This window comes from Mycobacterium sp. IDUB_17, from assembly GCF_055419465.1.
The window spans coordinates 39769-62993 of record NZ_JBVAXS010000010.1 but is presented as its reverse complement, the minus strand read 5'-3'; the positions used below and the strand labels follow the sequence as shown (position 1 = coordinate 62993).

Sequence of the window (23225 nt, the reverse complement as noted above, 5' to 3'; positions counted from 1 at the left end):
TATGAGTGGACGGCATCGCAAGCCCGCTTCCTCGTCTTCAGCAAAGAATGTCGCCAAGATCGCCTTCACCGGAGCTGTGCTCGGTGGTAGCGGCCTCGCACTGGCCGGACAGGCCATGGCCGCCACCGACGGCGAGTGGGACCAGGTAGCCCGCTGCGAGTCCGGCGGCAACTGGGCGATCAACACCGGCAACGGCTACCACGGTGGCCTCCAGTTCTCCCCCAGCACGTGGTCCTCCCACGGCGGCGGCGAGTACGCACCCAACGCCTTCCTGGCCACCAAGGAACAGCAGATCGCCGTCGCCGAGCGCGTTCTGGCCAGCCAGGGCAAGGGCGCCTGGCCCACCTGCGGCCGTGGCCTCTCAGGCGCCAGCCCGCGCAACGTGGTCGCCGAGCCCGCTCCGGCCCCGCTGGACGCGCCTGCGGTCAACGGTGAACTGCCGCCCGCCCCCGACGCACCCGCACCTGAGGCGCCGCCCGCCGATGCGCAGGCCGCCCCACTGCCCGCCGATGCACCGGCCCCCGAAGCACTTCCGCCGGCCCCAGAGAACCTGCCGCCCGCTCCCGAGGCTCCCGCCCCGGCACCCGAGGCCGCTCCGATGGACGCCGCATTGGCGCCGGCCCCAGAGGCCGCCCCGATCATCGACGCCGCACTGCAGGTGCCCGCCCCCGAAGCACCCGCTCCTGCCCCTGAGGCCCCGGCTCCCGCCCCGGCGGACTGGGATCAGGCGCCGGCCCCGGCCGATCAGCCGCAGACCTGGGCGCTGCACGTCGGCGACCCGATGCCGCTCGATCCGGTCCTGCCCCCGGCTCCCGCTCCGGCACCTGCCGCGCCCGCGGTCGCCGCACCGGATCCGCTGGCCCCGCTCAACAACGTCGACGTGGCCAACCAGGTGGTCACCAACGGTGCGCCCGCCGAGGGTGTCCCGCACCTGGCCAGCCCGCAGAACCTGCCGCCGGGCACCACCACCGACAGCCCGTCGCAGATCCCGGGCCAGGGCCCGAACGCGACCTACCTGCGGGAGATCTGGCACGCGATCCAGACCCAGGACATCAGCGGTAAGGATGCCCTGCTGGCGCTGACCCAGCGTCCGCTGTCCACCCCAGATTCCCCGGGTGGTCAGGCTCCGAACCTTCCGGTCGCACCGATGGACCCGGCCGCTCCGGCTCCCGCCGACGCCGCCGTTCCTGTCCCATCCGCCTGACTCTGACTCTGACTCAGCCGCGAACCGTGCCGTTAGTGCCGCGGTTCGCGGCTGCTGTCTATCGCAGGTCGGCTGTCGCCGGTCGGCGGTCATGAGTCACATCCGCCTCAGCGGTATCGGCTGGCGAATGCCTAGCCGATCTGCCCGCCTGTTAGCGACTTTTCAGCGACAATCGCCACTTCCGCACCAGCGACCTCGGCAGTCACGCTGAGATTGATCACATGTGACACTTCCGGGCGCTGGGGTCTCAACAGCCGCATCAGTCCAGTGCCCGGCTGTCAGCGACTCTGTCGCTCATAGCCGGGCAACCCAAATTCTGTTGCAGATGAGGCTGAAGCAGCCTGAAGTGATGCCAGTAGTGACTGGCTCTGCGACCAATGGTGCCCACGGTAAGTGTGTGGCGTTTGTCGCTGAAAAGTCGCTAACAGCCGGGCACAACGACACTCGCTCACCCAGCCGTGACTAGTGGGATTTGTGAGGTTCCAACCGGCTCAGGCCGAACCGACCCATTCGTCGGTGCCATCGGAGAAGTACTGGTGCTTCCACACCGGTAACCGCTCTTTGACGGTGTCGACGAGACGGGCACAGGTTTCGAACGCCGCCCTGCGATGGTCCGCCGCCACAGCGGCCACCAGGGCGGCGTCTCCAATGTGCAGGGTTCCGATGCGGTGGCTGACCGCGATCGCCCGCACCCCGGCCGCCTGCGCGGCCACCTCGGCGGCAACCTCTTGCAAGGTCAGCAGGGCATTGGGGTGCGCGGAGTAGTCGAGCCGGGTGACCGAACGGCCCCCGTCGTGATCACGCACGACCCCGGAGAACCCGACCACCGCTCCGGCCGCCTCATGGGCAACCAGCGCCTCGTACTCGGTCAGCGAGATCGGTGTGTCGGTCAGCTCGACGCGTATGACGGTTGCGCTCACCGGCAGGTCCTTCTCCTCTTCGCGCAGGCGCTCATCGGTGGTCCTTGCCGCTCAGTTGGTCCAGGGCATGTTCCAGCACGCCGGCCAGCACGCCCAGCCCATCTTTGACCCCGCCCGGCGAGCCGGGCAGGTTGATGATCAGGGTGCGTCCGGCGACGCCGCAGATGCCGCGCGACAGGACCGCGGTGGGCACCTTGTGCACACCGGCCCGCCGGATGGCATCGGCCAGCCCGGGGATCTGATAGTCGAGCACCGCCGCGGTGGATTCCGGCGTCGCGTCGGTCGGTGAGATACCGGTACCGCCAGAGGTGATGATCAGGTCGACGCGCTCGGCCAGGGCGGCCCGCAATGCGTCGCCGACGGCGTGACCGTCCGCGACCACCATCTGCTCGGTGACGTCATAGCCTCGATCGGAAAGCCAGCCGACGATGAGAGGGCCGGTCCGGTCGTCGTACACACCTGCCGCGGCACGGGTGGAGGCGATGATGACCCGGGCCGAACGCGTCACTGAGTAGTTCTTTCCCACAATCCCGTTTTACCGCCTTCTTTGCGCATCACCTTGATGTCGTCGATGCGGGCGGCAGGGTCGACAGCTTTGATCATGTCGTACAGCGTCAGTGCGGCGACGCTCACCGCGGTCAGGGCTTCCATCTCGACCCCGGTGCGGTCGGTGGTGCGCACGGTGGCGGTGATGGCCACCGCGGCGTCGCGCACGTCGAAGTCCACGTCGACGCTGGTCAGCGCCAACTGATGGCACAGCGGTATCAGGTCGGGGGTCCGCTTGGCGGCCAGAATTCCGGCCACCCGCGCGGTGGCCAGGGCGTCACCCTTGGGCAGGCCGCCCGAGGCGATGAGGGCCACCACATCCGCTCGGGTGTGCACGATGCCCTCGGCTATCGCGGTGCGTTTGGTGACACCCTTCGCCGCGACGTCGACCATGTGTGCCGCGCCGGACTCGTCGAGGTGCGACAGTCCCACGATTATCTGTTGACGACAGTTGCTGACTGGATGAAGGGCAGCTCGTCGGCCGGCAATGGAAAGGTCACATCGCCGAACGGCGACAGTGCGCCGGTGCGGTCGGTGGCGAGCTCACTCACGGCGTGATCATCGCCGTCGGAGAGCACCGGCCAGCCGTTGTCGATGTATTGGTTCTTCTTGTTGTCAGCCACGCCCCACATTGTGGCAGGCTCCTCATCCGGTGGCGAGACCGGCGGGCTGCTTTACGCTGGTCAGGATATGACCGCCGCACAGACTCCCGGATTCCCGCTGGGTGCCTGGCTGTCCGACCTCGACGACAAGGGCCTCATCCGCCTGCTGGAATTGCGGCCCGACCTGAGCCAGCCGCCACCGGGAACGATTGCCGCGCTTGCCGCGCGCGCCACCTCACGTCAGTCGGTCAAGGCTGCCACCGATTCCCTGGACTTCCTGCGGCTGGCCGTCCTGGATGCACTACTGGTCCTGCACGCCGACACCCACCCGGTCCCGGTGTCCGAGGTGAGCGAACTGTTGGGTGAGCGCGTCGGCTCCGGCGACGTGGCCGCCGCACTGGAAGACCTGCGCGAGCGGGCCCTGGTGTGGGGCGAGGCCGCCGTCCGGGTGGCGCCCGAGGTGGCGTCGGGCCTGCCCTGGTTCGTCGGTCAGGCCGCCGTGGAGACCTCTGAGCGCAGCGCCGACGAGATCGCCGAACTGCTCGGCGGGCTCGACGAGGCCCAGAGCGATCTGCTGGCCCGGCTGCTGGAGGGCTCACCCATGGGCCGCACCCGCGACGCGGCACCCGACACCCCGCCCGACCGGCCGGTGCCGCGGCTCGTGGAGGCCGGACTGTTGCGCCGGATCGACGACGAGACGGTGATCCTGCCCCGGGTCGTCGGCCAGGTGATGCGCGGCGAGGCACCCGGCCCGGTGGAGTTGACCACGCCAGCACTCCAGACGACGTCGACGACGCCTGCCGATGTGGACGCGGTGGCCGCCGGTGCGGCCATCGACCTGCTGCGTGAGATCGACCTGATCATCGAAACCCTGGGCAGCACACCGGTTCCCGAGTTGCGCAACGGCGGGCTCGGGGTGCGTGACGTCAAGCGGTTGGCCAAGACCACCGGCGTCGAGGAACCGCGCCTCGGCCTTCTCCTGGAACTGGCGGCGGGCGGGGGGCTGATCGCGGCGGGGATGCCCGATCCGGATCCGGGTGACGGGACCGGGCCCTACTGGGCACCGACGGTGGCCGCGGACCGGTTCATCGAATCCCCCACTGCCGTGCGCTGGCACCTGCTGGCCGCGACGTGGCTGGACCTGCCGGCCCGGCCCGCCCTGATCGGCAGCCGCGGCCCGGACAACAAACCCTTTGCCGCACTGTCGGATTCGCTGTACTCGACCGCGGCTCCGCTGGACCGCCGGCTGATGCTGAGCGTGCTGGCCGAACTGGCTCCGGGCACCGGAGTCGACGGCGCCGAGGCCGCCCGGGCGATGGGCTGGCGACGGCCCCGCTGGGCCGCGCGTCTGCAGCCGGCCACCGTCAGCGGGCTGCTCGCCGAGGCTCATTCGCTGGGCATGGTGGGTCGCGGCGCGATCAGCACGCCCGCCCGCGGTCTGCTGGCCGGCGACCCCGACGAGGACGTGCTGGCCGCGATGGCCAAGGTGCTGCCCAAACCGCTCGACCATTTCCTGCTGCAGGCCGATCTCACGGTGATCGTGCCCGGCCCGCTGGAGCGGGATCTGGCCGAGCACCTGGCCGAGGTCGCCACCGTCGAATCGGCGGGCGCGGCGATGGTCTACCGGATCAGCGAACCGTCCATCCGGCGCGCACTCGATGCCGGCCGGACCGCCAGCGAGTTGCACGCCCTGTTCGAGAAACACTCGAAAACCCCGGTGCCGCAAGGGTTGACGTATCTCATCGACGACGTAGCGCGCCGCCACGGTCAGCTGCGCGTCGGGATGGCCACGTCGTTCCTGCGGTGCGAAGATCCCGCGCTGCTGACCCAGGCGATCGCCTCGCCGGGCACCGACCGCCTCGAGCTGCGACTGCTGGCCCCGACGGTGGCGGTGTCGCAGGCACCGATCGCCGACGTGCTCACCGTGCTGCGTGAGGCCGGGTTCGCACCCGCCGCCGAGGACTCCACGGGCACCGTCGTCGACATCAGGGCCCGTGGCGCGCGCGTCGTCGCACCGACCCGGCGCCGCGTCTACCGCCCGCCCACCCCGCCGACCGCCCAGACCCTCGGCGCGATCGTCGCGGTGCTGCGCAAGGTGGCCTCTGGACCGTTCGCCAGCGTGCGCCTGGACCCGGCGATGGCCATCACCCAATTGCAGGACGCCGCGATCAACCAGACCTCTGTGCTGATCGGCTACGTCGACCCCGCCGGGGTGGCAACCCAGCGGGTGGTCTCCCCCATCAACGTGCGCGGCGGCCAGCTGACCGCGTTCGATCCGGCCGCCGGACGCGTCCGCGAGTTCGCCATCCATCGCGTCACGTCCGTGGTCTCGGCGGACACCGATTAGCAGGTCTCGAGACTGCTCTCAGGGACATGATCACCACCGATCTTGTCCCTCACTTCAGTCTCGGCGGGCTGCGCGGCGCGCGGCCGGGCCGAGCCATTCGGAATAATGGACGAAATGACTGACGGCCCGCTGATTGTGCAGTCCGACAAAACGGTGCTGCTCGAGGTCGACCACGAGCAGGCCGGGGCGGCCCGCGCCGCCATCGCGCCGTTCGCCGAACTCGAACGCGCCCCCGAGCACGTGCACACCTACCGCATCACCCCACTGGCGCTGTGGAACGCCCGCGCGGCCGGACACGACGCCGAGCAGGTGGTCGATGCCCTGGTCAGCTTCTCGCGTTACCCGGTGCCGCAGCCGCTGCTGGTCGACATCGTCGACACCATGGGCCGCTACGGACGTCTGCAGCTGGTGAAGAGTCCCGTGCACGGCCTGATCCTGGTGAGCCTGGATCGCGCGGTGCTCACGGAGGTGCTGCGACACAAGAAGATCGCCCCCATGCTGGGCGCGCGCATCGACGACGACACCGTGATCGTGCACAACAGCGAGCGCGGCCACATCAAGCAGATGCTGCTCAAGATCGGCTGGCCGGCCGAGGACCTCGCCGGCTACGTCGACGGTGAGGCCCATCCGATCGAACTGGCCCAGGACGGCTGGGAACTGCGCGACTACCAGCAGATGGCGACCGACTCGTTCTGGGCCGGGGGCTCCGGCGTGGTGGTGCTGCCCTGCGGCGCCGGTAAAACCCTGGTCGGCGCGGCCGCGATGGCCAAGGCCGGCGCGACGACGCTGATCCTGGTCACCAACACCGTGGCCGGACGGCAGTGGAAGCGCGAACTGGTGGCCCGTACCTCCCTGACCGAGGACGAGATCGGCGAGTACTCGGGCGAGAAGAAGGAGATCCGGCCGGTCACCATCGCGACGTACCAGGTGATCACCCGCCGGACCAAGGGCGAGTACAAGCATCTGGAGCTGTTCGACAGCCGCGACTGGGGGCTGATCATCTACGACGAGGTTCATCTGCTGCCGGCCCCGGTATTCCGGATGACCGCCGATCTGCAGTCCCGGCGGCGGCTGGGGCTGACGGCGACGCTGATCCGCGAGGACGGCCGCGAGGGTGACGTGTTCTCACTGATCGGGCCCAAGCGCTACGACGCACCCTGGAAGGACATCGAGGCCCAGGGCTGGATCGCCCCCGCGGAATGCGTCGAGGTGCGGGTGACGATGACCGACAACGAGCGAATGCTCTACGCCACCGCCGAGCCCGAGGAACGCTACAAGCTGTGCTCGACAGTGCACACCAAGATCGCGGTGGTGCGCTCGATCCTGGAACGCCACCCCGGCGAGCCGACGCTGGTGATCGGCGCCTACCTGGATCAGCTGGAGGAGCTGGGCCAGGAACTGGACGCCCCGGTGATCCAGGGGTCGACGAAGAACGCCGAACGCGAGGCCCTGTTCGACGCGTTCCGCCGCGGCGAGATCTCCACGCTGGTGGTCAGCAAGGTGGCGAACTTCTCCATCGACCTGCCGGAAGCGTCTGTCGCCGTTCAGGTTTCAGGCACCTTCGGCTCCCGCCAGGAAGAGGCGCAGCGTTTGGGCCGGCTGTTGCGACCCAAGGCCAGCGGCGGCGGTGCGGTGTTCTACTCCGTGGTCTCGCGCGATTCGTTGGACGCCGAGTACGCCGCCCACCGGCAACGCTTCCTGGCCGAGCAGGGCTACGGCTACGTCATCAAGGACGCCGACGACCTGTTGGGCCCCGCGATATGACAGTGCGGCGGGTGATGCCCGTGCTCACGGTGTCCGACGCCGAGGCGACCGCCGCCGTGTACACCCGGACGCTCGGGTTGGCCGAGGTGATGAACCACGGCTGGATCATCACCCTGGCCGATGCCGAGCGTCGCCATCAGGTGAGCCTGATGACGAAGGACGCCACCGCACCGGTGAATCCGTCGGTTTCGATCGAGGTCGACGATGTCGACTCCACGTATGCGGCCGTGGTCGAGGCGGGGCTGGAGATCGTGCATCGCCTGAGCGACGAGGAGTGGGGTGTCCGGCGGTTCTTCTTCGCCGACGGGGCGGGCAACGTGGTCAATGTGCTGAGCCATCGCTGACACGCAGCACCAGTCTCAGGTGTGCGGCCCCATGGCCTTGACGACGGTCAGCAGCACCACCGAATCCTCGAGTGCATGCAGGCTGTGCCGGGTCCGCGGGATAACGATGTGATCGCCGGGCGAACCTTCCCAGCTGGCCTCGGAGTTGGCCAGCTTCACCCTGCCCTCGATCACCTGCAGCGTGGCTTCGCCCGGGCTCTCATGCTCGTCGAGTCCGTTTCCCTCGGTCAGCGCGATCAGGGTCTGGCGCAGCTGGTGTTCATGGCCGCCGTAGACCGTGTGCGCACTGCGTCCGCTGCTGGCCGTGCGGGCTGAGGCCAACTGCTGACGTGCAATCGCGGTGAGCGAGATCTTCTCCATACCCTCAGATCGTGCCACCTCCGGCGGCCGCTCACGGCGAATCCACGGCGGCCCCGGAGGAAGCCCGGGTGAATCAGGCGCAGTGAATCTCAGGTGACCGTGACGTCATTGATGTCGATTGTCACGGTGACCATGTCGCGCAGCGGTTGCCCGGCATCGTCGCGGACATAGACGATGCGGTTCATCGGCAACACGATGCCGTCGACCATCAGATGGTTACGGGAGTAGTGCGCGGCCGGTGAATCGCCGGCGATATCCACGTCGTAGTCGCGGCGGCGGATCAGTCCGTCCGAATCGACATAGAGGGTTTGATCGGAGCTGTGCGTGGCGATGCTGTCGGGATAACGCACACCCAGTCGGCGCCAGGTCTCCCCGTCCTCGCGCCATTCGCCGAGTTCCTCTGTGTGGACACCTGGGAACGTCAGAGAGTACGGCTCGGACAGGTAGGTCCACATCGCATAGCCGGCGAAATAGGCCAGTGGAAGGTGCGTCCACGGTGTCTCGAGTGTGTGCCCGGCGAGAGATTCGCGAGGCGACGTCAGGGTCTCTACGACCCTCGGCGACTCCTCCTCGGTTTCGATCAGCACCTGCTGTGGGCTGTACGACGAGCGGAAACCCGGGCGTGGCAGCGGGCTGTGCCAGGCATGTTGCTCTTTGGGGCGGATCTCGACGATCGAGTCGTCGAGGATGCCGTCGACACCCTTGAGCTTCCACAGGCCGCCTCCGATGATCTGGTGAATGCGGATGGAGTCGATCTCCTTCCAGCGATCCAATCCCCCGTGGGCGGCGATGACTTCGTCGAGCAGTTTCATTTCTGGTCAGCTCCTTTGATGGTCGGGCGGGGTGAGTTTCGGTTACGCCGCATCGAGGAAGGCGGCGGTGCCGGCAGCGAACTCCTCGTGGTGCTGGAACAGGAAATCCGTGTGCCGAATCCGGGTAGATCCCAAAGTGGTTCCCATGTCGGTTCCTCCGTTGCGCCGGTTCGATGGACTTCTCCACCGTGGCGCGACCGTGAACCGGCTGGGGACACCCCGCCAATCCTGGGAGCGGCAGGGGCAGGTTGAGCGACTATCCCGAGCGGAGCTCGTCGAGTGCCCGCGCCGAGTCGCTCCCGGGGTCCGCCCGGAAGATGATCAGGTGCTGCCCACCTGAGTGCGGCACATGCAGGCGATTGCGGTGCAGGTACAGCTCACCCACCCGCGGATGACGCACATGGGTGATCCCCGGCCGGTACCCGACATCGGCGCGCGCCCACAGCTCACGGAATCGCTCACTGACAGATGACAGTTCGTCGATCATCTGACGCAGCCGCGGGTCGTCGGGATAGCTGCCCGCGACCTCGCGTAACCCACTGACCGCGATGTCGGTTGCCCCATCCCAATCCACGAAGAAGTCGCGCGCAGCCGGCTCGAGCAGCCGCCATCTCAAGAAATTCTCTCCGGGCCGGAACGCCGGCGCGAGGGCTCTGGCAACCGGATTTGCCGCCAGTACATCCTGATACCTGTTCGCGACGATCGCCGGCATCGGGAACTGATCGATCAGCTCGTCCAGCCCGTCGACGGCTTTCTCCAGATCACCTTGCTCCCAATGAGTTCCGGTCTGCCCGGCGAGCTGGTGGAGATACTCGGTGCCCTTGATGTCCAATTGCAGCGCCCGCGCGAGCGCTTCGAGCACCTGCGCGGACGGATTCTTGTCACGGCCCTGCTCGAGCCGCAGGTAGTAGTCGGAACTGATACCGGCCACCAAGGCCAACTCCTCACGGCGCAGCCCGGCAACCCGCCGGCGCGCACCGCCGAGCAGGCCGACGTCCTCTGGACGGATCTGCTCGCGCCGCGACCGAAGGTAATCGCCGAGGGCATTGTTCTTCGCCGCCACCTGTCGAGCGTAAGCCTGTCCCCGCCGATACCAGGATCAACGTGGCGTTCCCACCCGGTCTCCGTCGGTCGCAGGGTGGACCCATGGTTGAACGACACGACATCGAGTTCGCCGGCGAAGGCGCTGTAACGCTGCGCGGATGGCTGTTCCAGCCGGATGGACCGGGCCCGCATCCGGGCATCACCATGGCGCACGGATTCGCCGGGGTGAAGGAGCACGGCCTGGAGCGGTTCGCCCGCTTCTTCGCCGAGGCGGGGTTCGTGGTGCTGGTGCATGACCACCGAGGTTTCGGCGCCAGCGACGGTGCGCCCCGCTTCGACGTCGACCCTTGGGCGCAGATCGCGGACTGGCGGCGAGCCATTTCCTTCCTGGAGAGCCGGCCGGACGTCGACCCGGAACGGATCGGACTGTGGGGCACGAGCTACGCGGGCGGGCACGCCATCGTGCTCGGTGCAACCGATCGCAGATTGCGGGCAGTCGTCGCGCAGGTGCCCACCATCAGCGGCTACCAGCAGAGCCTGCGCCGCGTGCCGCCCGATCAGGTCGCAAATCTGCAAGCCGGGTTCATCGAGGACGACCGGGCCCAATTCCGCGGCGAGCCGCCGGCGCTGCAGGCGGTGGTGGGTAGCGATCCCGCGATCCCGGCCGCCTACCGATCCGCCGATGCCATTGCGTTCTACACCCAGCCGACGACGCCGGAGAACGCATGGCACAACAGCATGACGGTCCGCTCGTCACGCGCAGCGCGGATGTATGAGCCGGGCACCTGGATCGACCGGGTATCCCCCACGCCACTGCTGATGATCGTCGGCCTGCAGGACACCATCACCGTCACCGACCTGGCGCTGGCCGCCTACGAGCGGGCACTGGAGCCGAAGAAACTCGTGACCATTCCCGGCGGGCACTTCGACCCCTACCTCGGCAAGTTCGACCAGGCCGCGGGTGCGGCCCGGGACTGGTTCACCAAATACCTCACCAAATCCGAATTGTGAAGGGAAACATCATGACCGCACTGCGCTATGAGGTAATGGTCCACGACGGCCTGCCTCGCCATCGCGAACAGCGACTGCCCGACGGCAGCCCCATCGTGTCCTCGCCGGTGGCCTCCACCCTCGTCATGGGTGAGCACGATGCCGTGCTCGTAGACCCGCCATTTACTCACGATCAGATACGTCGTACCGCCGAGTGGGTCGAGAAATCCGGCAGGACACTGAAATACGTCTACGCCACCCACGGTCATGGCGATCACTGGTTCGGCACCGACGTGCTCCTGCGGCAGTTCCCGGACGCGGTCGCCTACGCCACCGAGGGCACCATCGCGAAGATGCACGAGCAGGCCGTCGAAGGCCGTGCCCAGATGTGGGACGTCGACTTCCCTGGCCAGATCCCGCCAAGCCCGGTTGTCTACCAACCTGTTCCGAACGACGGGCTGTTGTTGGAGGGCGAGCACCTGGTGCCCATCGAGGTCGGACACACCGACACCGACGACACCACGGTGCTGTACGTGCCCTCGATCGGGCTGGTGGTGGCCGGCGACGTCGCCTACAACGGCGTGCACCAGTACCTGCTGGAAAGTGACCACGGCGGGATCAAGTCCTGGCTGCAGGCGCTCAACACGATCTCGGCATTACAGCCTCGCGCCGTGGTGGCCGGGCACAAGAACAAGGATCTCCCCGATGATCCGGCAATCCTCGCCGAGACCCGCGACTATCTGCTCGACGCTCAGCGGCTGATCGCCGGAAAGCCCGGTCCTCACGAATTTTTCGACTACATGACCCGGCTCTACCCGGACCGGCTCAATGTCGGCCCGGTCTGGTACAGCGCCGTAGCCCTGCTGTCCTGAAAGGAATCCTGAAATGATCATCGATGCGGACGACCTCGATCCCACATCCAGCTACAAGCTTCTCATCGGCAGCATCCTGCCCCGTGCGATCGCCTGGGTCAGCACCAGTTCGGCCGAGGGCGTGGGCAACATCGCGCCGGTCTCGTTCTTCACCGTCGTCGGCCGGATGCCCCCGATCCTGTCCATCTCGCTGCAGCCGCGCTCTGATGGCGTCACGCTCAAGGACACCTTCGTCAACATCCGTGACACCGGCGAGTTCGTGGTCAATGTCGCCACAATCGCTCAGGCCGACGCCGTACACCGATCCGCTTTCGAATTCGACTCCGGGGTAGACGAATTCGATGCGCTGGGGCTGACCAAGGCGCCATCGGAGACCATCTCGGCGCCTCGCATCGCGGACTCACCGATCTCGTTCGAGTGCGTCGTGGACCGCATCATCCCGATGCCGCCGCTGCCCGACCACGTGGTGTGGGGCCGGGTGACGCGCATCCACGTGCGCGACGACCTGTACCTGTCGCGCGGGCGCATCGACGTCGGCGCGCTCAACGCATTCGGCCGCCTGGCGGGCGAGTACACGATGGTCGACAACATCTTCACCACCCCGTTGCCAGAGGGCCTTGCCGAAACGTTGGCGGTCCAGCGCGCCGAGCGGTTGGACGGCAAGGCAACTGACTTCTCACCCATCGACACCGCCGCATGGTCACCGTCCGGCGCGACGAAGGCGGCCGCGAAATGAGCACCGTGCTTCTCGTCCACGGCTTTCTCGATGACGTCAAGGTCTGGGACGACCTCGTGTCCGCACTACCCGACGACGTGCACGTCATCCGTTATCAGCTGCCGGGCTTCGGCGCTCGTGCCGCCGACCCGGAGCTGACCTTGCGAGCGCTGGCTGCCGAGGCCGGCCAGCTCCTCGACGGCGTCGACTCAGATGTCATCGTTGTCGGGCAGAGCCTGGGCACCCAGGTTGCCGAACTGGTCGCCGCCGGTCACGCCGGGAAGGTCACCGGGCTGGTCTTGCTCACGCCGGTCCCGTTGGGCGGCACCCGGCTTCCCGCCGACGCCCTTGCGCCGTTCCGGGCGTTGGGCGGCGATCCCGCCGCACAGCGCGCGGCCCGGTCCAACCTGTCCCCGGCCCTTACGGACGACCAGCTCGACCGATTGACCCGCGCCGGAGAGTCGGCACGACCGGATGTGGTGAGCCGTTATGTGGACGTCTGGAATGACGGCGTGCCGGACGCATCGTCGATCAGTGATTACACCGGACCCGTACTGGTGATCCGGGGCAGCGAGGACACCTTCGTCACCGCCGACCTCGTCGCGACGATCACCCCGCGCTTCCCGCAGGCCCGTGAACGGGTGATCGACGGCGGCGGGCACTGGGTTCATGTCGAGTTCGCCGACCAGGTCGCAGCCGCCATCGTGGCGTTCGCCGACGAGATCGCCGGTGGTGCGACTGCCGCGGGCTGGCGTCAGGCGTTCGCCGAGCAGTCGCGGGCGAGCTTCGCCGACACCTTCGCCGATGACGTGGTGCTCGACGCCACGACCCTCGTCGAACCTGTCGCCGGTCGGGAAGCCGTCGCGACCGTGCTCGGCGTCGCGAGCTCGATCTACGAGACGCTGGAGTTCACGGCCGAGACCACAAATGGCCCCACCAGCTACGTCCAATGGCGGGCAACGGCTTTCGGTGGGATGGCGATCCGGGGTATCACGATCCTGGAACGTGATGCCGAGGGACGCATCGTCGCCGCCGCGATCCACCACCGGCCGCTGGGCGCCGTACTGCGGTTCTCCGCCGAGATCCGTGACCGCCTCGCCGGGGCGATCCCGTCAACACATTTCCTCAAGGAGGCATGATGAGCGCGCTGACGCACCGGGTTTTTGTCACCGGCCAGATTCCGCAGTCGGGCCGCGGCCCACTGCCCGACGGCAGCCGGCGGATGTGGTCGCCGATCTCGTCGACGCTGATCACAGGTTCCCGGGACGCTGTGCTCGTCGATCCGCCCCTGACCACCGCGCAGGCGGCCGAGGTCGGCGACTGGGTCGAGGCGTCCGGCCGACGACTGACCGGGATCTACATCACGCACGGGCACGGCGACCACTGGTTCGGCGCAATCCCGCTGCTGAGGCGGTGTCCGGGCCTAGCGGTCTATGCCACGGCGGGCACAGCAGCGCACATGGCCGCGCAGAACTCGCCGGAGTTCCGGACCGGCTTCTGGGACAAGGTGTTTCCCGGTGAGCTGCCGACCGGAGATGTCGAGGTCGGCATCGTCGACGAAGCCGGGTTCGAACTCGAAGGCGAGCAACTACGTCCCGTCGAGGTCGGGCACACCGACACCGACGCCACCACCATGCTGCACGTGCCGAGCGCCGGGCTCCTTGTCGCCGGCGACGTGGTCTACAACGGTGTGCATCTGTATCTCACGGAGTCGGGCGGCGTGAAGGGCGTTGACCAATGGCTCGCGGCACTGGACATTGCCGAGGCTCTGCGGCCGACGACGGTGATAGCCGGCCACAAGAATCCCGACGCGCCAGACGACCCGTCTCAGATCGACGCCACCCGTCGCTACCTCACCGATGCGCGCAATTTGGTCGAATCATCTACCGGCGCACACGATTTCTACGCCGGGATGCTGGCCCGGCACCCCGACCGGATCAATCCGGGTGCGCTGTGGGGTGCGGCGATCACCCTGTTCCCACCGAAGTGACGAGGTTTGAGATGACCGATCTGCTTGCCGAAGTTCTCGACGCCCATGGTGGCCTGACCCGCTGGAACGAGTTTTCCCGGGTGGAGGCGACGATCGTGACCGGAGGCAAACTCTGGACGCTCAAAGGCCAGCCCCAGGACGACACTCCGCGCCGAATGACCGTCGCCCTGGATCGCCAGTGGGCCTCGGTCCAGCCGTTCGGTGCACCCGACCAGAAGACCGACTTCACCGCCGATCGCGTCGCCATCGAGAAGCTGGACGGCCGCATAGTGGCCGAGTTGCCCAGTCCGCGAGACTCATTCGCCGGCCACGAACTCGAAACTCCGTGGAATCCACTGCAGCGCGCCTACTTCAACGGCTACGCACTGCGGACTTATCTGACCACACCGTTCCTGCTGAGCTTGCCCGGCATCACGGTCGACGAGATCGCACCCGTCGAGCACGACGGCGAGACGTGGCGTGGTCTGCGCGTCTCCTTTCCACCTCACATCGCCACCCACAGTCCGGTGCAGGAGTTCTACTTCGACGACCACCGGCTCATCAGGCGGCACGACTACCGGGTCGACGTGGCCGGCGGATTCTCGGCCGTCCAGTACGTCGACGACCTCGCCGACGTGGACGGCATCAAGGTTCCGACGAAACGTCGTGCGTACCGGTGCGATTCGGCCGGACAGCTCATGCCCGATGAGCTCATGGTCGCTATCGATCTGAGCGATATCCACTTCACTTGACACTCACGAGAACAGCTCGGGGCGCTGGGCGACAAACTGGCCAACGGTGGTCGCGGGTTGCCCGGTGATCCGTTCGACCTCGTCGGTGGCCCGGTCGTAGCGCCCGGCTCGGTGCAGTTGCGCCATTGTGGCCAAGTGCTGTTCGAGGTGTGCGGGCAAGCCCAACGGCTTGATGACGGTTTCCATCCATGTTTCGTACGCTATGTCGGAACCGTGTATCGGCCTTCCCAGCCCGAGCGTGTATTCGGCGGCCAGCCCGTCGATATTAAGGCTTACCGGGCCGGTCAACTCGTACACGTCGCCGATGCGGTGATCAGGATCGAGAAGCACGGCGGCAACCACTCGTGCCACATCGTTGCTGGCGATCGGTGAGGTTCGACCGGTTCCGAGCGGGAGGGCCAACAGGTTTCGGTCACGAAGCGAAGGCGCCGCGAACGAGGTGAAGAGCGGGTTGTCCAGAAAGGCTGTCGGTCTGATGTGCACCACCGGTACGCCCGACCAGTTCAAGACGTGCTCGGCGAGGTAGTGCAATCGATGTTGACGAGACTCCCCGACACTGGTCGCCGTCATCTGGGAAACGGTCATCTGCGACATGTTCACGACCACCTCCAGGCGGCCGTATTCCAGTGCGGCATCGCAGACGATGACCGTGGCCTGCAGGTAGTCCGGGGACACACCCATCGAGAAGAACATCCGGTCGGCACCGGCCATCGCTTCGGCGACGTTCTGCGGGTCGGTCAGGTCACCGACCACGACTTCAGCCCCCATATCGCGTAGCGGGTCGGCACGGGCGTCATCGTGATGGACCACCGCGCGGACCCGGTGCCCGCGTTGGCGTAGAAGCTCGATCACCTGCCGGCTCACGCCGCCGGTGCCGCCACCTGCGCCCGTGACCAGATACAAGCGTTCAGCCATGTTCTACGGGGTGCCTTCCCAATGTTTGGCCAGCGGAGTTCCTGCGAAATGTTCGAGCATCAGTCGGGAGAAGCCCAGCAGCGCGCTACGCGGCCGGTGATTCACCACGATGTGTTGTGTCTGCCCGGCCGCATTGAATGTGACCTGCACGATCACGTAGGTGGGCACGCCCCGGACACTGCTGGAGTAGTCCTCGATGAATCTGTCTTCCCCGCACGGACCGGCGTGGGCGAATTGCTGGTCGTCGTAGTGCCTTCGCGCGGCATCCACGATGGCCCGCACCGACTCGGCACCGTGAGCGGTGCCGTCCATCGCGGCGGCCTCCAGCGTGACGTCCTCGGCCAGGTTGTCCAGCCACTCCGGGTAGTAGGGCTTTCCCATGTAGGTCATATCCGCCTCCAGCGAGCCTCGGCAGGGAGACGACCTGAGTATCCGCCAACGTCGGCCCAACTCGCTGCCTTCCAACGAAAATCCGTTCGACACAGCATTTTCGAAGGTCTCTCACAGATAGAGCGGCCGCATCGGACGGTCAGATGTCAGCCGGCGGCGGGGTTCTCGAGGACAACGGCGACGCCCTGCCCCGACCCGACGCACACGCCGACGACGCCGTAGCGGGCGTTGCGCTCGCGCAGTTCGGTGGCGAGCGTGAGCACATACCGCGTGCCGGTGGCACCGAATGGATGCCCGATCGCGACGGCGCCCCCGTTCGGAGTGAGCTTCTCGTCCGGGACGGTGAACCCGCCGAGCTGGTTGGGCAGTTCACGCAACACGCCGAGTGCCTGCGCGCTGAACGCCTCGTGGACCTCCCACACGTCGATCTGCTCGGGCGTCAACCCGGCCCGCTTGATGGCCAGCGGTATCGCCCAGGCCGGGGCGAGGCCCATTACCAGCGGGTCAATGCCGTACACGGCTGACGACACCACCCGGGCCAGCGGCCGGACCCCCAGTTCGGCCGCGCGTTCGCCCGACGCCAACAGCACGGCGCTGGCGCCGTCGGTCAGCGGCGTCGAGTTGGCTGCCGTCATCTGCTTGGTCCCGGGCTGCGGCGGCAGCTTGGCCAGCTGCTCGGCGGTGGTGTCGTCGCGGATGAACTCGTCGTGCTCGAATGTCCGCCCCGGCGTCTTCTTCGTCGCGGCGATCTCGACCGGCATGATCTCCTTGGCCAGCCGGCCTGAGTCCCTCGCCGCCTTGGCGTGCTGCTGGCTGCGCAGCGCGAAGGCGTCGATCTCCTCACGGGTGAGTCCGTAACGGTCGGCCACGTTCTGCGCGGTCTCGATCATGCCGATGTAGGCGTTGCGGGCCAGCAGCGCCGGGTTGGGCGGACCGCCGGCACCCGCCCACATGGTGTCGAGCAGGATCACCGGCCCGCGGGGCGAGAACGGTGCGTCGCCCTTCATGTAGGCCCAGCCCGAACGTGACATGGACTCGACGCCGCATGCGATCCCGACACCCAGGTCACCGGCTCGGATCGCGTGCGCCACATTGATCGTGGCGCTCAGCGACGAGGCGCAGAACCGGTTGATGGTCGCCCCGGCGACGCTGTCCGGGAAGCCCGCGGCCAAGGCGGCCCACCGGCCGACGTCGCCCATGCCCTCGTGCGCGGGGTTGACGCAGCCGGCAACGATGTCCTCGACCTGGTCCATCGGTACGCCGACGCGTTCGCACGCGCCCTTCATGGTCATTCCGAGAAGATCGTCGGCGCGGATGTGCGACAGCGAGCTGCCGTACCGGGCGAACGGTGTGCGAACACCGCCGAGCACAAATGCATCAGTCATGAGTGACTCCCAGGGTCACCCGGAGCGTAACGCGCACGGAGGACATCGGGTCAGAAACGACTGGGAGGAAGCACCTCACAGCTACGAGCCATTCGGTCGTGGCAGGTCTGACCTGCGCCGCACACCATGGACCGATGCGCAATCACCCCTGGATGCACGTCGCGCGCACCGCCGCGATCCTGGCTGCCGCGATGGGGATCGGGCGTTTCGCATACACCCCGATCCTGCCGCTGATGACGGCGCATGCCGGGCTCAGCACCTCAGCGGCGGGCCATCTTGCCACCGCCAACTATGTCGGGTACCTCCTCGGCGCCGTCGCCGGCGCGGGCTCGCCGCGGCTCTCCCGTTCGATCACCGCATGCCGAGTGTCGCTCGTTGTGCTGGTGGTCAGCCTGGCGGCAATGTCGTTGACCGGCAATGCCTTCGGTTGGATGGCTCTCCGCGTGGTGGCCGGGGTGGCCAGCGCCCTGGTGTTCGTCATCGCCATCAATACGGTGCTGGATCATCTGCACGGTCATCCGCCGCACCTTCCCGGCTGGGCATTCGGTGGTGTCGGCGTCGGCATCGCCTTGTCGGCCGCGCTGGTGTTCGGTCTGCCGGCGCAGAACGGGTGGAAGGCGGCGTGGTGGCTGGCCGCCGGACTCACCGCGGTGTTGGGTGCCGCCGCGTGGGGCCTGCGCCCGGCCCCGCCGGCCGAGGCATCGAAAGATACTGTCGGCAAGCGGAATACCACGCGCCGCCCGTTCGCCCTACTGTTCGGCAGTTACACCCTCGAGGGCATCGGGTACATCATCGCGGGCACCTTTCTGGTGGCCGCCATCGCGCAGAACTCGCCGGGCCGGCTGGGCACCGGGGCGTGGCTCGTCGTCGGACTGGCGGCAATCCCCTCCGCCGCGGTGTGGGCACGGCTGAGCTCCCGCTACTCCCACCCCGTTCTACTCACCGGGGCACTGCTGTTGCAGGCAGGCGGAATCGGCCTGGCGTGCATCGGAAACGGCCTTGCGGCGCTCATCGGCGCGGTCCTGTTCGGCGGTACGTTCATCGGGATCAGCACGCTGGCACTGGCCGCCGGCCGGCTGCTGCAGTTCCCGGGAGCTGTCGCGCTGCTGACCGCCGGCTACTCCGTCGGCCAGATCATCGGACCGGTCGCGGTGTCACCGTTCGTGCACAACGGGTTTCGGACCGCCTTGGCGGCCGGGGCGGTCGTGGTGTTACTCGCCGCCTTCGCCGCGATCTCGATACGGGTCGTCAGCGGGCAACCACGCTCCGGTGTCACCGATACCGAGGTCCCCGACACCGCGGGTGAACGCGTCGATCACGGCGCGCACAGCCGGACTGTCCTCGTCGCGGCGCCAGACCAATGACCAGGTCCACAGCGGGACCGGCCCCAGCACCGGACGCCGGACCAGGTCCTTCGGCAACGGCGCGTCCTGCCCCTTGGGGTTGTTGAGCACCGGCCGCCGCAATTCCCGGACGTGCTCGAAGAAGGTCGGCCCGGTCACGCCGCCGTCGTCGGTGCGCATGACGCGCGCCCCGGTGTCGCCCGCGAACTGCTCGCCGTACCGGTTCCACGAGGACCAGCTGGCGGCGTCGGCATCCACCAGCACCAGGACGTCGGCGGCTTTCACCGGCGTATCGTCCGGCCCCGCGGACAAGGCGTACAACCGGTCGACGCCCATCAGGCGGGCGTCGAGTCCCAACGCATCGAGGTCGGGGGTCTGCACCCAGCAGATCGCGAGGTCCAGGCTGCCGTCGGCGACGCGGGCCGCCTGGGTGTGCGACGGCATCACCCAGGTGTCCACCCGCAGCTGCGCCAGTCCGGCCGCGCGCTCCGCCAGATCACCCGGACACCAGTTCACGTACCCGACCCGCACCGGTTCCTTCGTCGCCATCCCCGCTGCGCTCCTGCGCAATTCGTCGGCCTGCTGAATCAAGGCCCGAGCGCCGGGCAGCAGTGCGCTCCCGGCCGCAGTGAGTGCCACCGAGCGCCGGTCACGGTCGAACAGCTGCACCTTGAGGTCGCGTTCCAGCGCTTTGATCTGCTGGGACAGCGACGGGCCCGCGATCCGCAGGCGCTCTGCCGCGCGCCCGAAATTCAGCTCCTCGGCGACGGTCACGAAGTACCGCAACTGGCGCAGTTCCACTGAACGAGCCTATTAGGCGGAACCTCGCAGCAACGAGCTATCCCGTCACATCGGCCGGACATCACCGGCCCGGCGAATGCGTTGAGGTGTGCGTCCGACCAGTTCCAAGACAAGGAGACCACCGTCATGAGCACCACACCACACGTCGCAGTCATCACCGGCGCCTCCCAGGGCATCGGCGAAGCCCTGGTGGCGGGCTACCGCAAGCTGGGCTACGCCGTCGTCGCCAACTCCCGCAACATCGGTGAGAGCGACGACCCGATGGTGCTGACCGTGCCGGGCGACATCGGCCGACCGGGCGTAGGCAAGCAGGTGATCGACGCGGCCGTCGAGCGCTTCGGCCGGGTCGACACCGTCGTGAACAACGCCGGCATCTTCATCGCCAAGCCCTTCACCGACTACACCGACGAGGACTACGACGCCGTCACCGGAGTCAATCAGCGCGGCTTCTTCGAACTGACCCGCGCCGGAATCGCCGCGATCGAATCCCACGGCGAAGGCGGACACGTGGTCACCATCTCCACGAGCCTCGTCGACCACGCCAACTCCCAGGTGCCCTCGGTGCTGGCGTCCCTGACCAAGGGCGGGCTGAACGCCGCAACCAAGGCGCTGGCAGTCGAGTACGCGTCGCGGGGCATCCGGTCCAACGCCGTCGCACTGGGCATCATCCGCACCCCGATGCACTCGCCCGAGACCCACGAATTCCTCTCGGCGCTGCATCCGGTCGGCCACATGGGCGACATCGACGATGTGGTCGACGCGGTGCTGTACTTGGAGCGGGCCGGGTTCGTCACCGGTGAGATCCTGCACGTCGACGGAGGTCAAAGTGCCGGGCATTGAGAACACCGGGCGGATTCTCCGAGACGTCCTCGACGTGTGGCAGGCCGGCATCGCCGACCAGGAGCCCCAGCGGGTGGCCGAGGTGTTCACCGACGACGCGATCTTCCAGGGCCTGCACCCCTACACCGTCGGTCCGCAAGGGGTGTTCGATTACTACGACTCCCAGCCGGTGGGGCTGACCGTCGACTACCGGATCAATGAAACCCGTCGGCCCGCCGACAACGTGATACTCGGTTATCTACGTGCGGATTTCACCCGCCCTGACGGGACGGTCGTCCCCCTTAACCTCAGCATCCTGGTCACCCAGGGCGACGTGGGCTGGCGAATCGTGCACTACCAGGTGTCGGCGGTGCCCGACTGAGGCGACGGCGCCGGTCAGCGCCGTGTGCTGATACCGCTCGTCGCGCGAGTTATCAGAGGTGGCACAGGCAACTGTTGACGCCGGGCTGATCGCTGACTCATCATCCATATCGATGATCGAAGTCAGCGAGCAGGCGGCATTAACCGAGATGGAGCGCCGACTGACCTCGGAATTTCCCGAGGTGACGGCGGCGACGATTCACGCGGCCATCATGCTGGCTTATGGGCGGTTCGCCACGAGCCGGATACGTGACTTCGTCCCGCTGTTCGTGGAGCGGCAGGCACGAAAGCCGGTCTCCAGGCTGTACCTGGCCGGCCAGCTCGTCGCGCCCGGTGTGGAGCGCGACGTCGTCGTGATCGGCGCCGACGTCAATCCCCCGATCAGCCCGGGAGATTAAATCACCCGGAGTGAATCCCCGTCGTAGCCGAACCGGCTCCGCAGTTGGACCAGCAGACGCTCCGCCTCGGCGATGCGCGCGTGCATCCGGACCAGCGCTTCCGGCACGGGCGCGTCGGCCACCCGACTGCGTTCCCGAAGGCGTCGCCACCGGAGTTCGGCGGCCGCGAGATGGTCTCGCAGCTCGGCGATTTCGCCGACCAGAATGTCCTCGAACAGCCGCGATTGTGCAACGTCAGCGCTGTGCGCGGGCCTGGAACAGGCAACCGGGGCGGCCGCGCGGGAAACCACGCGCGGCAAGGGATTGCACACCGCGGCCGTATCGGCCCCGACTGTCGAGGCAGAGATGCTCCCGCTCCCGAACTCCCGTGATATCAACGTCACGAGGGGATCATGGAGCAGCTCGCGATTCAAAGCCACCGCACATGTTTCACCTGGAATACCGCCTCTGGTCACCTACCGGTTACCCGATGTACGTTTGACGGCCTTTGCGCGCGGGCGGCGTCCGTGGTCCGTACGCCTAGCTGAGCGCGGGGATGACCTTCTGCTCGAACAGTTCGATACCGGACCGGTCGTAGGCCGCCTCCGGGAAGTACAGAATCGCGTACTCACACCCGAGGTCGCGCATGCGCTGCAGCTTCTCGATGACCTGTTCGGGTGTACCGCTTGCCGATTCGGGGGCGGTGACGTTGGCGAGCATGGCATCGACGGTCGCCTCACCGGCCACCGGCACCTGCCGCGCCCGCAACCGCGCGACCCGCTCGGCGACGTCGGCTTCGGAGTCGCCGATGACGGCGTTGAAGTTGGCCGATCGCACGATCGCGCCGTAGTCGGTTCCCACGTCGCGGCAATGGTCAGCCAACACCTGTGACTTGTGGGCAAAGCCCGCCGGCTCAGAGGTGAAGTTGGTGTACTGCGCATACTTGGCGGCGATACGCAGCGTCACCTTTTCGCCGCCGCCGGCGATCCACAACGGGATGCCACTGTCCTGCAAAGGCTTCGGAGCGACGATCGCACCGTCGACCTGGTAGTGCCTGCCCTCGAAGCTGACCCGCCCGTCACGCCATGCATCACGCATGATCTGGACGCCCTCGTCGAGCCGGCCCAGCCGCACCCCGGCCGACGGGAAACCGTAGCCGTAGGCCCGCCATTCGTGTTCGTACCAACCGCCGCCGATACCCATCTGCACCCGGCCGCCCGAGATGATGTCGGTGGTGGCGGCGATCTTGGCCAGGTAGACCGGATTGCGGTAGCTCATCGCGGTACACATCTGGCCGAGCTTGATCCGCGACGTCGTCGCGGCATACGCCGCCATCAGCGACCACGCCTCGTGGGTGGCCTCGTCGGTCGGCACCGGAACGGTGTGGAAGTGGTCATAGACCCACAGCGAGTCCCAGGTGCCTGCGTCGGCGTAGGTCGCCAGGTCACGCATCACCTGCCACTGGCTTTCGATGGGAATGTCGACGAGGTCAAGGCGCCAGCCCTGCGGGATGAAGAGTCCGAAGCGCATGAATGCCGACTCTACGACGCCGACGCGTGTCGTGGCACGGCGC

General features: G+C 67.5%; 26 protein-coding genes and 1 pseudogene. 14 read left to right on the top strand and 13 right to left on the bottom strand.

Annotated elements, in window-relative coordinates; all coding sequences use genetic code 11:
• Position 1 precedes the first annotated feature (1 nt).
• A complete protein-coding gene (locus tag ACZYZ7_RS30600) occupies positions 2 to 1204 on the top strand; it encodes a transglycosylase family protein (protein WP_450071072.1) in 1203 nt (400 codons plus the stop codon).
• Positions 1205 to 1695: 491 nt separating this feature from the next.
• Here ACZYZ7_RS30600 and ACZYZ7_RS30595 read toward each other — a convergent pair whose 3' ends face one another.
• From ACZYZ7_RS30595 to ACZYZ7_RS30580, 4 genes are read right to left on the bottom strand one after another with little or no spacing between them, the layout of a single operon-like run.
• A complete protein-coding gene (locus ACZYZ7_RS30595; protein WP_135452673.1) occupies positions 1696 to 2124 on the bottom strand; it encodes a molybdenum cofactor biosynthesis protein MoaE in 429 nt (142 codons plus the stop codon).
• 31 nt (positions 2125 to 2155) lie between these two features.
• Positions 2156 to 2632: a MogA/MoaB family molybdenum cofactor biosynthesis protein gene (locus ACZYZ7_RS30590; protein ID WP_167857725.1), complete on the bottom strand. Its 477-nt coding sequence runs from the start codon at positions 2630 to 2632 to the stop codon at positions 2156 to 2158.
• On the bottom strand, positions 2629 to 3102 hold the full coding sequence (gene moaC / locus ACZYZ7_RS30585) for a cyclic pyranopterin monophosphate synthase MoaC (protein WP_450071073.1): 474 nt from the start codon (positions 3100 to 3102) through the stop codon (positions 2629 to 2631). The genes ACZYZ7_RS30590 and moaC overlap by 4 nt, the downstream gene beginning before the upstream one ends.
• Positions 3103 to 3104: 2 nt before the next feature.
• A complete protein-coding gene (locus ACZYZ7_RS30580; RefSeq protein WP_450071074.1) occupies positions 3105 to 3302 on the bottom strand; it encodes a hypothetical protein in 198 nt (65 codons plus the stop codon).
• Positions 3303 to 3360: 58 nt separating this feature from the next.
• Here ACZYZ7_RS30580 and ACZYZ7_RS30575 point away from each other — a divergent pair, with 58 nt between their 5' ends.
• The 3 genes from ACZYZ7_RS30575 (at position 3361) to ACZYZ7_RS30565 (ending at position 7727) form a co-directional block, all read left to right on the top strand.
• A complete protein-coding gene (locus ACZYZ7_RS30575; RefSeq protein ID WP_450071075.1) occupies positions 3361 to 5619 on the top strand; it encodes a helicase-associated domain-containing protein in 2259 nt (752 codons plus the stop codon).
• A 114-nt stretch (positions 5620 to 5733) separates the two neighbouring features.
• Positions 5734 to 7383: a DNA repair helicase XPB gene (locus ACZYZ7_RS30570; RefSeq protein ID WP_135452668.1), complete on the top strand. Its 1650-nt coding sequence runs from the start codon at positions 5734 to 5736 to the stop codon at positions 7381 to 7383.
• A complete protein-coding gene (locus ACZYZ7_RS30565; RefSeq protein WP_450071076.1) occupies positions 7380 to 7727 on the top strand; it encodes a VOC family protein in 348 nt (115 codons plus the stop codon). The genes ACZYZ7_RS30570 and ACZYZ7_RS30565 overlap by 4 nt, the downstream gene beginning before the upstream one ends.
• Before the next feature lie 15 nt (positions 7728 to 7742).
• Here the strand turns inward: ACZYZ7_RS30565 and ACZYZ7_RS30560 are convergent, their stop codons facing one another.
• The 3 genes from ACZYZ7_RS30560 to ACZYZ7_RS30550 form a co-directional block, all read right to left on the bottom strand.
• Positions 7743 to 8087: a cupin domain-containing protein gene (locus ACZYZ7_RS30560; RefSeq protein ID WP_135452666.1), complete on the bottom strand. Its 345-nt coding sequence runs from the start codon at positions 8085 to 8087 to the stop codon at positions 7743 to 7745.
• A gap of 89 nt (positions 8088 to 8176) precedes the next feature.
• Positions 8177 to 8899 (bottom strand): hypothetical protein, encoded by a 723-nt coding sequence (locus ACZYZ7_RS30555; protein ID WP_463742454.1) that lies wholly within the window; start codon positions 8897 to 8899, stop codon positions 8177 to 8179.
• Positions 8900 to 9155: 256 nt separating this feature from the next.
• Positions 9156 to 9962, bottom strand: coding sequence for a helix-turn-helix domain-containing protein (locus ACZYZ7_RS30550; RefSeq protein ID WP_463742453.1), 807 nt, complete (start codon positions 9960 to 9962; stop codon positions 9156 to 9158).
• Between the two features lie 83 nt (positions 9963 to 10045).
• On the opposite strand from ACZYZ7_RS30550, the gene ACZYZ7_RS30545 reads away from it, so the two are divergent.
• Genes ACZYZ7_RS30545 through ACZYZ7_RS30520 form a run of 6 tightly spaced genes read left to right on the top strand, consistent with a single transcriptional unit; the run spans position 10046 to position 15241 of the window.
• Complete coding sequence (locus ACZYZ7_RS30545) at positions 10046 to 10954, top strand: alpha/beta hydrolase (RefSeq protein ID WP_463742452.1); 909 nt, start codon at positions 10046 to 10048, stop codon at positions 10952 to 10954.
• Positions 10955 to 10965: 11 nt separating this feature from the next.
• The gene (locus tag ACZYZ7_RS30540; protein WP_210115475.1) at positions 10966 to 11805 is read left to right on the top strand and encodes an MBL fold metallo-hydrolase; all 840 of its coding nucleotides are present in this window, start codon (positions 10966 to 10968) and stop codon (positions 11803 to 11805) included.
• Positions 11806 to 11818: 13 nt separating this feature from the next.
• On the top strand, positions 11819 to 12541 hold the full coding sequence (locus ACZYZ7_RS30535; RefSeq protein ID WP_135452662.1) for a flavin reductase family protein: 723 nt from the start codon (positions 11819 to 11821) through the stop codon (positions 12539 to 12541).
• Positions 12538 to 13659 (top strand): alpha/beta fold hydrolase, encoded by a 1122-nt coding sequence (locus ACZYZ7_RS30530; protein WP_286174648.1) that lies wholly within the window; start codon positions 12538 to 12540, stop codon positions 13657 to 13659. Before ACZYZ7_RS30535 ends, ACZYZ7_RS30530 begins: the two co-directional genes overlap by 4 nt.
• Positions 13659 to 14510 (top strand): MBL fold metallo-hydrolase, encoded by an 852-nt coding sequence (locus ACZYZ7_RS30525; protein WP_286174646.1) that lies wholly within the window; start codon positions 13659 to 13661, stop codon positions 14508 to 14510. Before ACZYZ7_RS30530 ends, ACZYZ7_RS30525 begins: the two co-directional genes overlap by 1 nt.
• Positions 14511 to 14521: 11 nt before the next feature.
• Complete coding sequence (locus ACZYZ7_RS30520) at positions 14522 to 15241, top strand: hypothetical protein (protein WP_135452660.1); 720 nt, start codon at positions 14522 to 14524, stop codon at positions 15239 to 15241.
• Between the two features lie 3 nt (positions 15242 to 15244).
• Here ACZYZ7_RS30520 and ACZYZ7_RS30515 read toward each other — a convergent pair whose 3' ends face one another.
• The 3 genes from ACZYZ7_RS30515 to ACZYZ7_RS30505 all read right to left on the bottom strand — a co-directional run bounded on the left by ACZYZ7_RS30515 (position 15245) and on the right by ACZYZ7_RS30505 (position 17931).
• The gene (locus ACZYZ7_RS30515; protein ID WP_135452659.1) at positions 15245 to 16156 is read right to left on the bottom strand and encodes an NAD(P)H-binding protein; all 912 of its coding nucleotides are present in this window, start codon (positions 16154 to 16156) and stop codon (positions 15245 to 15247) included.
• A gap of 3 nt (positions 16157 to 16159) precedes the next feature.
• Positions 16160 to 16546, bottom strand: coding sequence for a hypothetical protein (locus ACZYZ7_RS30510; RefSeq protein WP_135452658.1), 387 nt, complete (start codon positions 16544 to 16546; stop codon positions 16160 to 16162).
• Positions 16547 to 16692: 146 nt separating this feature from the next.
• Positions 16693 to 17931, bottom strand: coding sequence for a thiolase family protein (locus ACZYZ7_RS30505; RefSeq protein ID WP_463742451.1), 1239 nt, complete (start codon positions 17929 to 17931; stop codon positions 16693 to 16695).
• Positions 17932 to 18065: 134 nt separating this feature from the next.
• Here ACZYZ7_RS30505 and ACZYZ7_RS30500 point away from each other — a divergent pair.
• Positions 18066 to 19100: pseudogene (locus ACZYZ7_RS30500) on the top strand (YbfB/YjiJ family MFS transporter); the annotation flags it as partial.
• 42 nt (positions 19101 to 19142) lie between these two features.
• On the opposite strand, the gene ACZYZ7_RS30495 reads toward ACZYZ7_RS30500, so the two are convergent.
• Positions 19143 to 20075, bottom strand: a complete 933-nt coding sequence (locus ACZYZ7_RS30495; RefSeq protein WP_463742450.1) for a LysR family transcriptional regulator — start codon at positions 20073 to 20075, stop codon at positions 19143 to 19145.
• A 126-nt stretch (positions 20076 to 20201) separates the two neighbouring features.
• Here ACZYZ7_RS30495 and ACZYZ7_RS30490 point away from each other — a divergent pair, with 126 nt between their 5' ends.
• The 3 genes from ACZYZ7_RS30490 to ACZYZ7_RS30480 all read left to right on the top strand — a co-directional run bounded on the left by ACZYZ7_RS30490 (position 20202) and on the right by ACZYZ7_RS30480 (position 21673).
• Positions 20202 to 20915, top strand: a complete 714-nt coding sequence (locus ACZYZ7_RS30490) for an SDR family NAD(P)-dependent oxidoreductase (RefSeq protein WP_135452655.1) — start codon at positions 20202 to 20204, stop codon at positions 20913 to 20915.
• Positions 20902 to 21276, top strand: coding sequence for a YybH family protein (locus tag ACZYZ7_RS30485; RefSeq protein WP_463742449.1), 375 nt, complete (start codon positions 20902 to 20904; stop codon positions 21274 to 21276). Before ACZYZ7_RS30490 ends, ACZYZ7_RS30485 begins: the two co-directional genes overlap by 14 nt.
• Before the next feature lie 112 nt (positions 21277 to 21388).
• Positions 21389 to 21673 (top strand): three-helix bundle dimerization domain-containing protein, encoded by a 285-nt coding sequence (locus ACZYZ7_RS30480; protein WP_463742448.1) that lies wholly within the window; start codon positions 21389 to 21391, stop codon positions 21671 to 21673.
• Here ACZYZ7_RS30480 and ACZYZ7_RS30475 read toward each other — a convergent pair.
• Positions 21670 to 22056, bottom strand: a complete 387-nt coding sequence (locus ACZYZ7_RS30475) for a hypothetical protein (RefSeq protein ID WP_135452653.1) — start codon at positions 22054 to 22056, stop codon at positions 21670 to 21672. The two genes, ACZYZ7_RS30480 and ACZYZ7_RS30475, sit on opposite strands and share 4 nt — an antisense overlap.
• A gap of 136 nt (positions 22057 to 22192) precedes the next feature.
• Positions 22193 to 23182: an LLM class F420-dependent oxidoreductase gene (locus tag ACZYZ7_RS30470; protein ID WP_135452652.1), complete on the bottom strand. Its 990-nt coding sequence runs from the start codon at positions 23180 to 23182 to the stop codon at positions 22193 to 22195.
• Between the last annotated feature and the right edge of the window lie 43 nt (positions 23183 to 23225).

What these genes read in the sequence shown, in the direction of transcription:
- ACZYZ7_RS30510 (WP_135452658.1), bottom strand. Translation starts at nt 16,546, where the DNA reads ATGACCTACATGGGAAAGCCCTACTACCCGGAGTGGCTGGACAACCTG.
- ACZYZ7_RS30480 (WP_463742448.1), top strand. Translation starts at nt 21,389, where the DNA reads ATGATCGAAGTCAGCGAGCAGGCGGCATTAACCGAGATGGAGCGCCGA.
- ACZYZ7_RS30575 (WP_450071075.1), top strand. Translation starts at nt 3,361, where the DNA reads ATGACCGCCGCACAGACTCCCGGATTCCCGCTGGGTGCCTGGCTGTCC.
- ACZYZ7_RS30540 (WP_210115475.1), top strand. Translation starts at nt 10,966, where the DNA reads ATGACCGCACTGCGCTATGAGGTAATGGTCCACGACGGCCTGCCTCGC.
- ACZYZ7_RS30525 (WP_286174646.1), top strand. Translation starts at nt 13,659, where the DNA reads ATGAGCGCGCTGACGCACCGGGTTTTTGTCACCGGCCAGATTCCGCAG.
- ACZYZ7_RS30530 (WP_286174648.1), top strand. Translation starts at nt 12,538, where the DNA reads ATGAGCACCGTGCTTCTCGTCCACGGCTTTCTCGATGACGTCAAGGTC.
- ACZYZ7_RS30600 (WP_450071072.1), top strand. Translation starts at nt 2, where the DNA reads ATGAGTGGACGGCATCGCAAGCCCGCTTCCTCGTCTTCAGCAAAGAAT.
- ACZYZ7_RS30520 (WP_135452660.1), top strand. Translation starts at nt 14,522, where the DNA reads ATGACCGATCTGCTTGCCGAAGTTCTCGACGCCCATGGTGGCCTGACC.
- ACZYZ7_RS30515 (WP_135452659.1), bottom strand. Translation starts at nt 16,156, where the DNA reads ATGGCTGAACGCTTGTATCTGGTCACGGGCGCAGGTGGCGGCACCGGC.
- ACZYZ7_RS30560 (WP_135452666.1), bottom strand. Translation starts at nt 8,087, where the DNA reads ATGGAGAAGATCTCGCTCACCGCGATTGCACGTCAGCAGTTGGCCTCA.
- ACZYZ7_RS30505 (WP_463742451.1), bottom strand. Translation starts at nt 17,931, where the DNA reads ATGACTGATGCATTTGTGCTCGGCGGTGTTCGCACACCGTTCGCCCGG.
- ACZYZ7_RS30580 (WP_450071074.1), bottom strand. Translation starts at nt 3,302, where the DNA reads ATGTGGGGCGTGGCTGACAACAAGAAGAACCAATACATCGACAACGGC.
- ACZYZ7_RS30570 (WP_135452668.1), top strand. Translation starts at nt 5,734, where the DNA reads ATGACTGACGGCCCGCTGATTGTGCAGTCCGACAAAACGGTGCTGCTC.
- ACZYZ7_RS30555 (WP_463742454.1), bottom strand. Translation starts at nt 8,899, where the DNA reads ATGAAACTGCTCGACGAAGTCATCGCCGCCCACGGGGGATTGGATCGC.
- ACZYZ7_RS30470 (WP_135452652.1), bottom strand. Translation starts at nt 23,182, where the DNA reads ATGCGCTTCGGACTCTTCATCCCGCAGGGCTGGCGCCTTGACCTCGTC.
- ACZYZ7_RS30490 (WP_135452655.1), top strand. Translation starts at nt 20,202, where the DNA reads ATGAGCACCACACCACACGTCGCAGTCATCACCGGCGCCTCCCAGGGC.
- ACZYZ7_RS30535 (WP_135452662.1), top strand. Translation starts at nt 11,819, where the DNA reads ATGATCATCGATGCGGACGACCTCGATCCCACATCCAGCTACAAGCTT.
- ACZYZ7_RS30565 (WP_450071076.1), top strand. Translation starts at nt 7,380, where the DNA reads ATGACAGTGCGGCGGGTGATGCCCGTGCTCACGGTGTCCGACGCCGAG.
- ACZYZ7_RS30545 (WP_463742452.1), top strand. Translation starts at nt 10,046, where the DNA reads ATGGTTGAACGACACGACATCGAGTTCGCCGGCGAAGGCGCTGTAACG.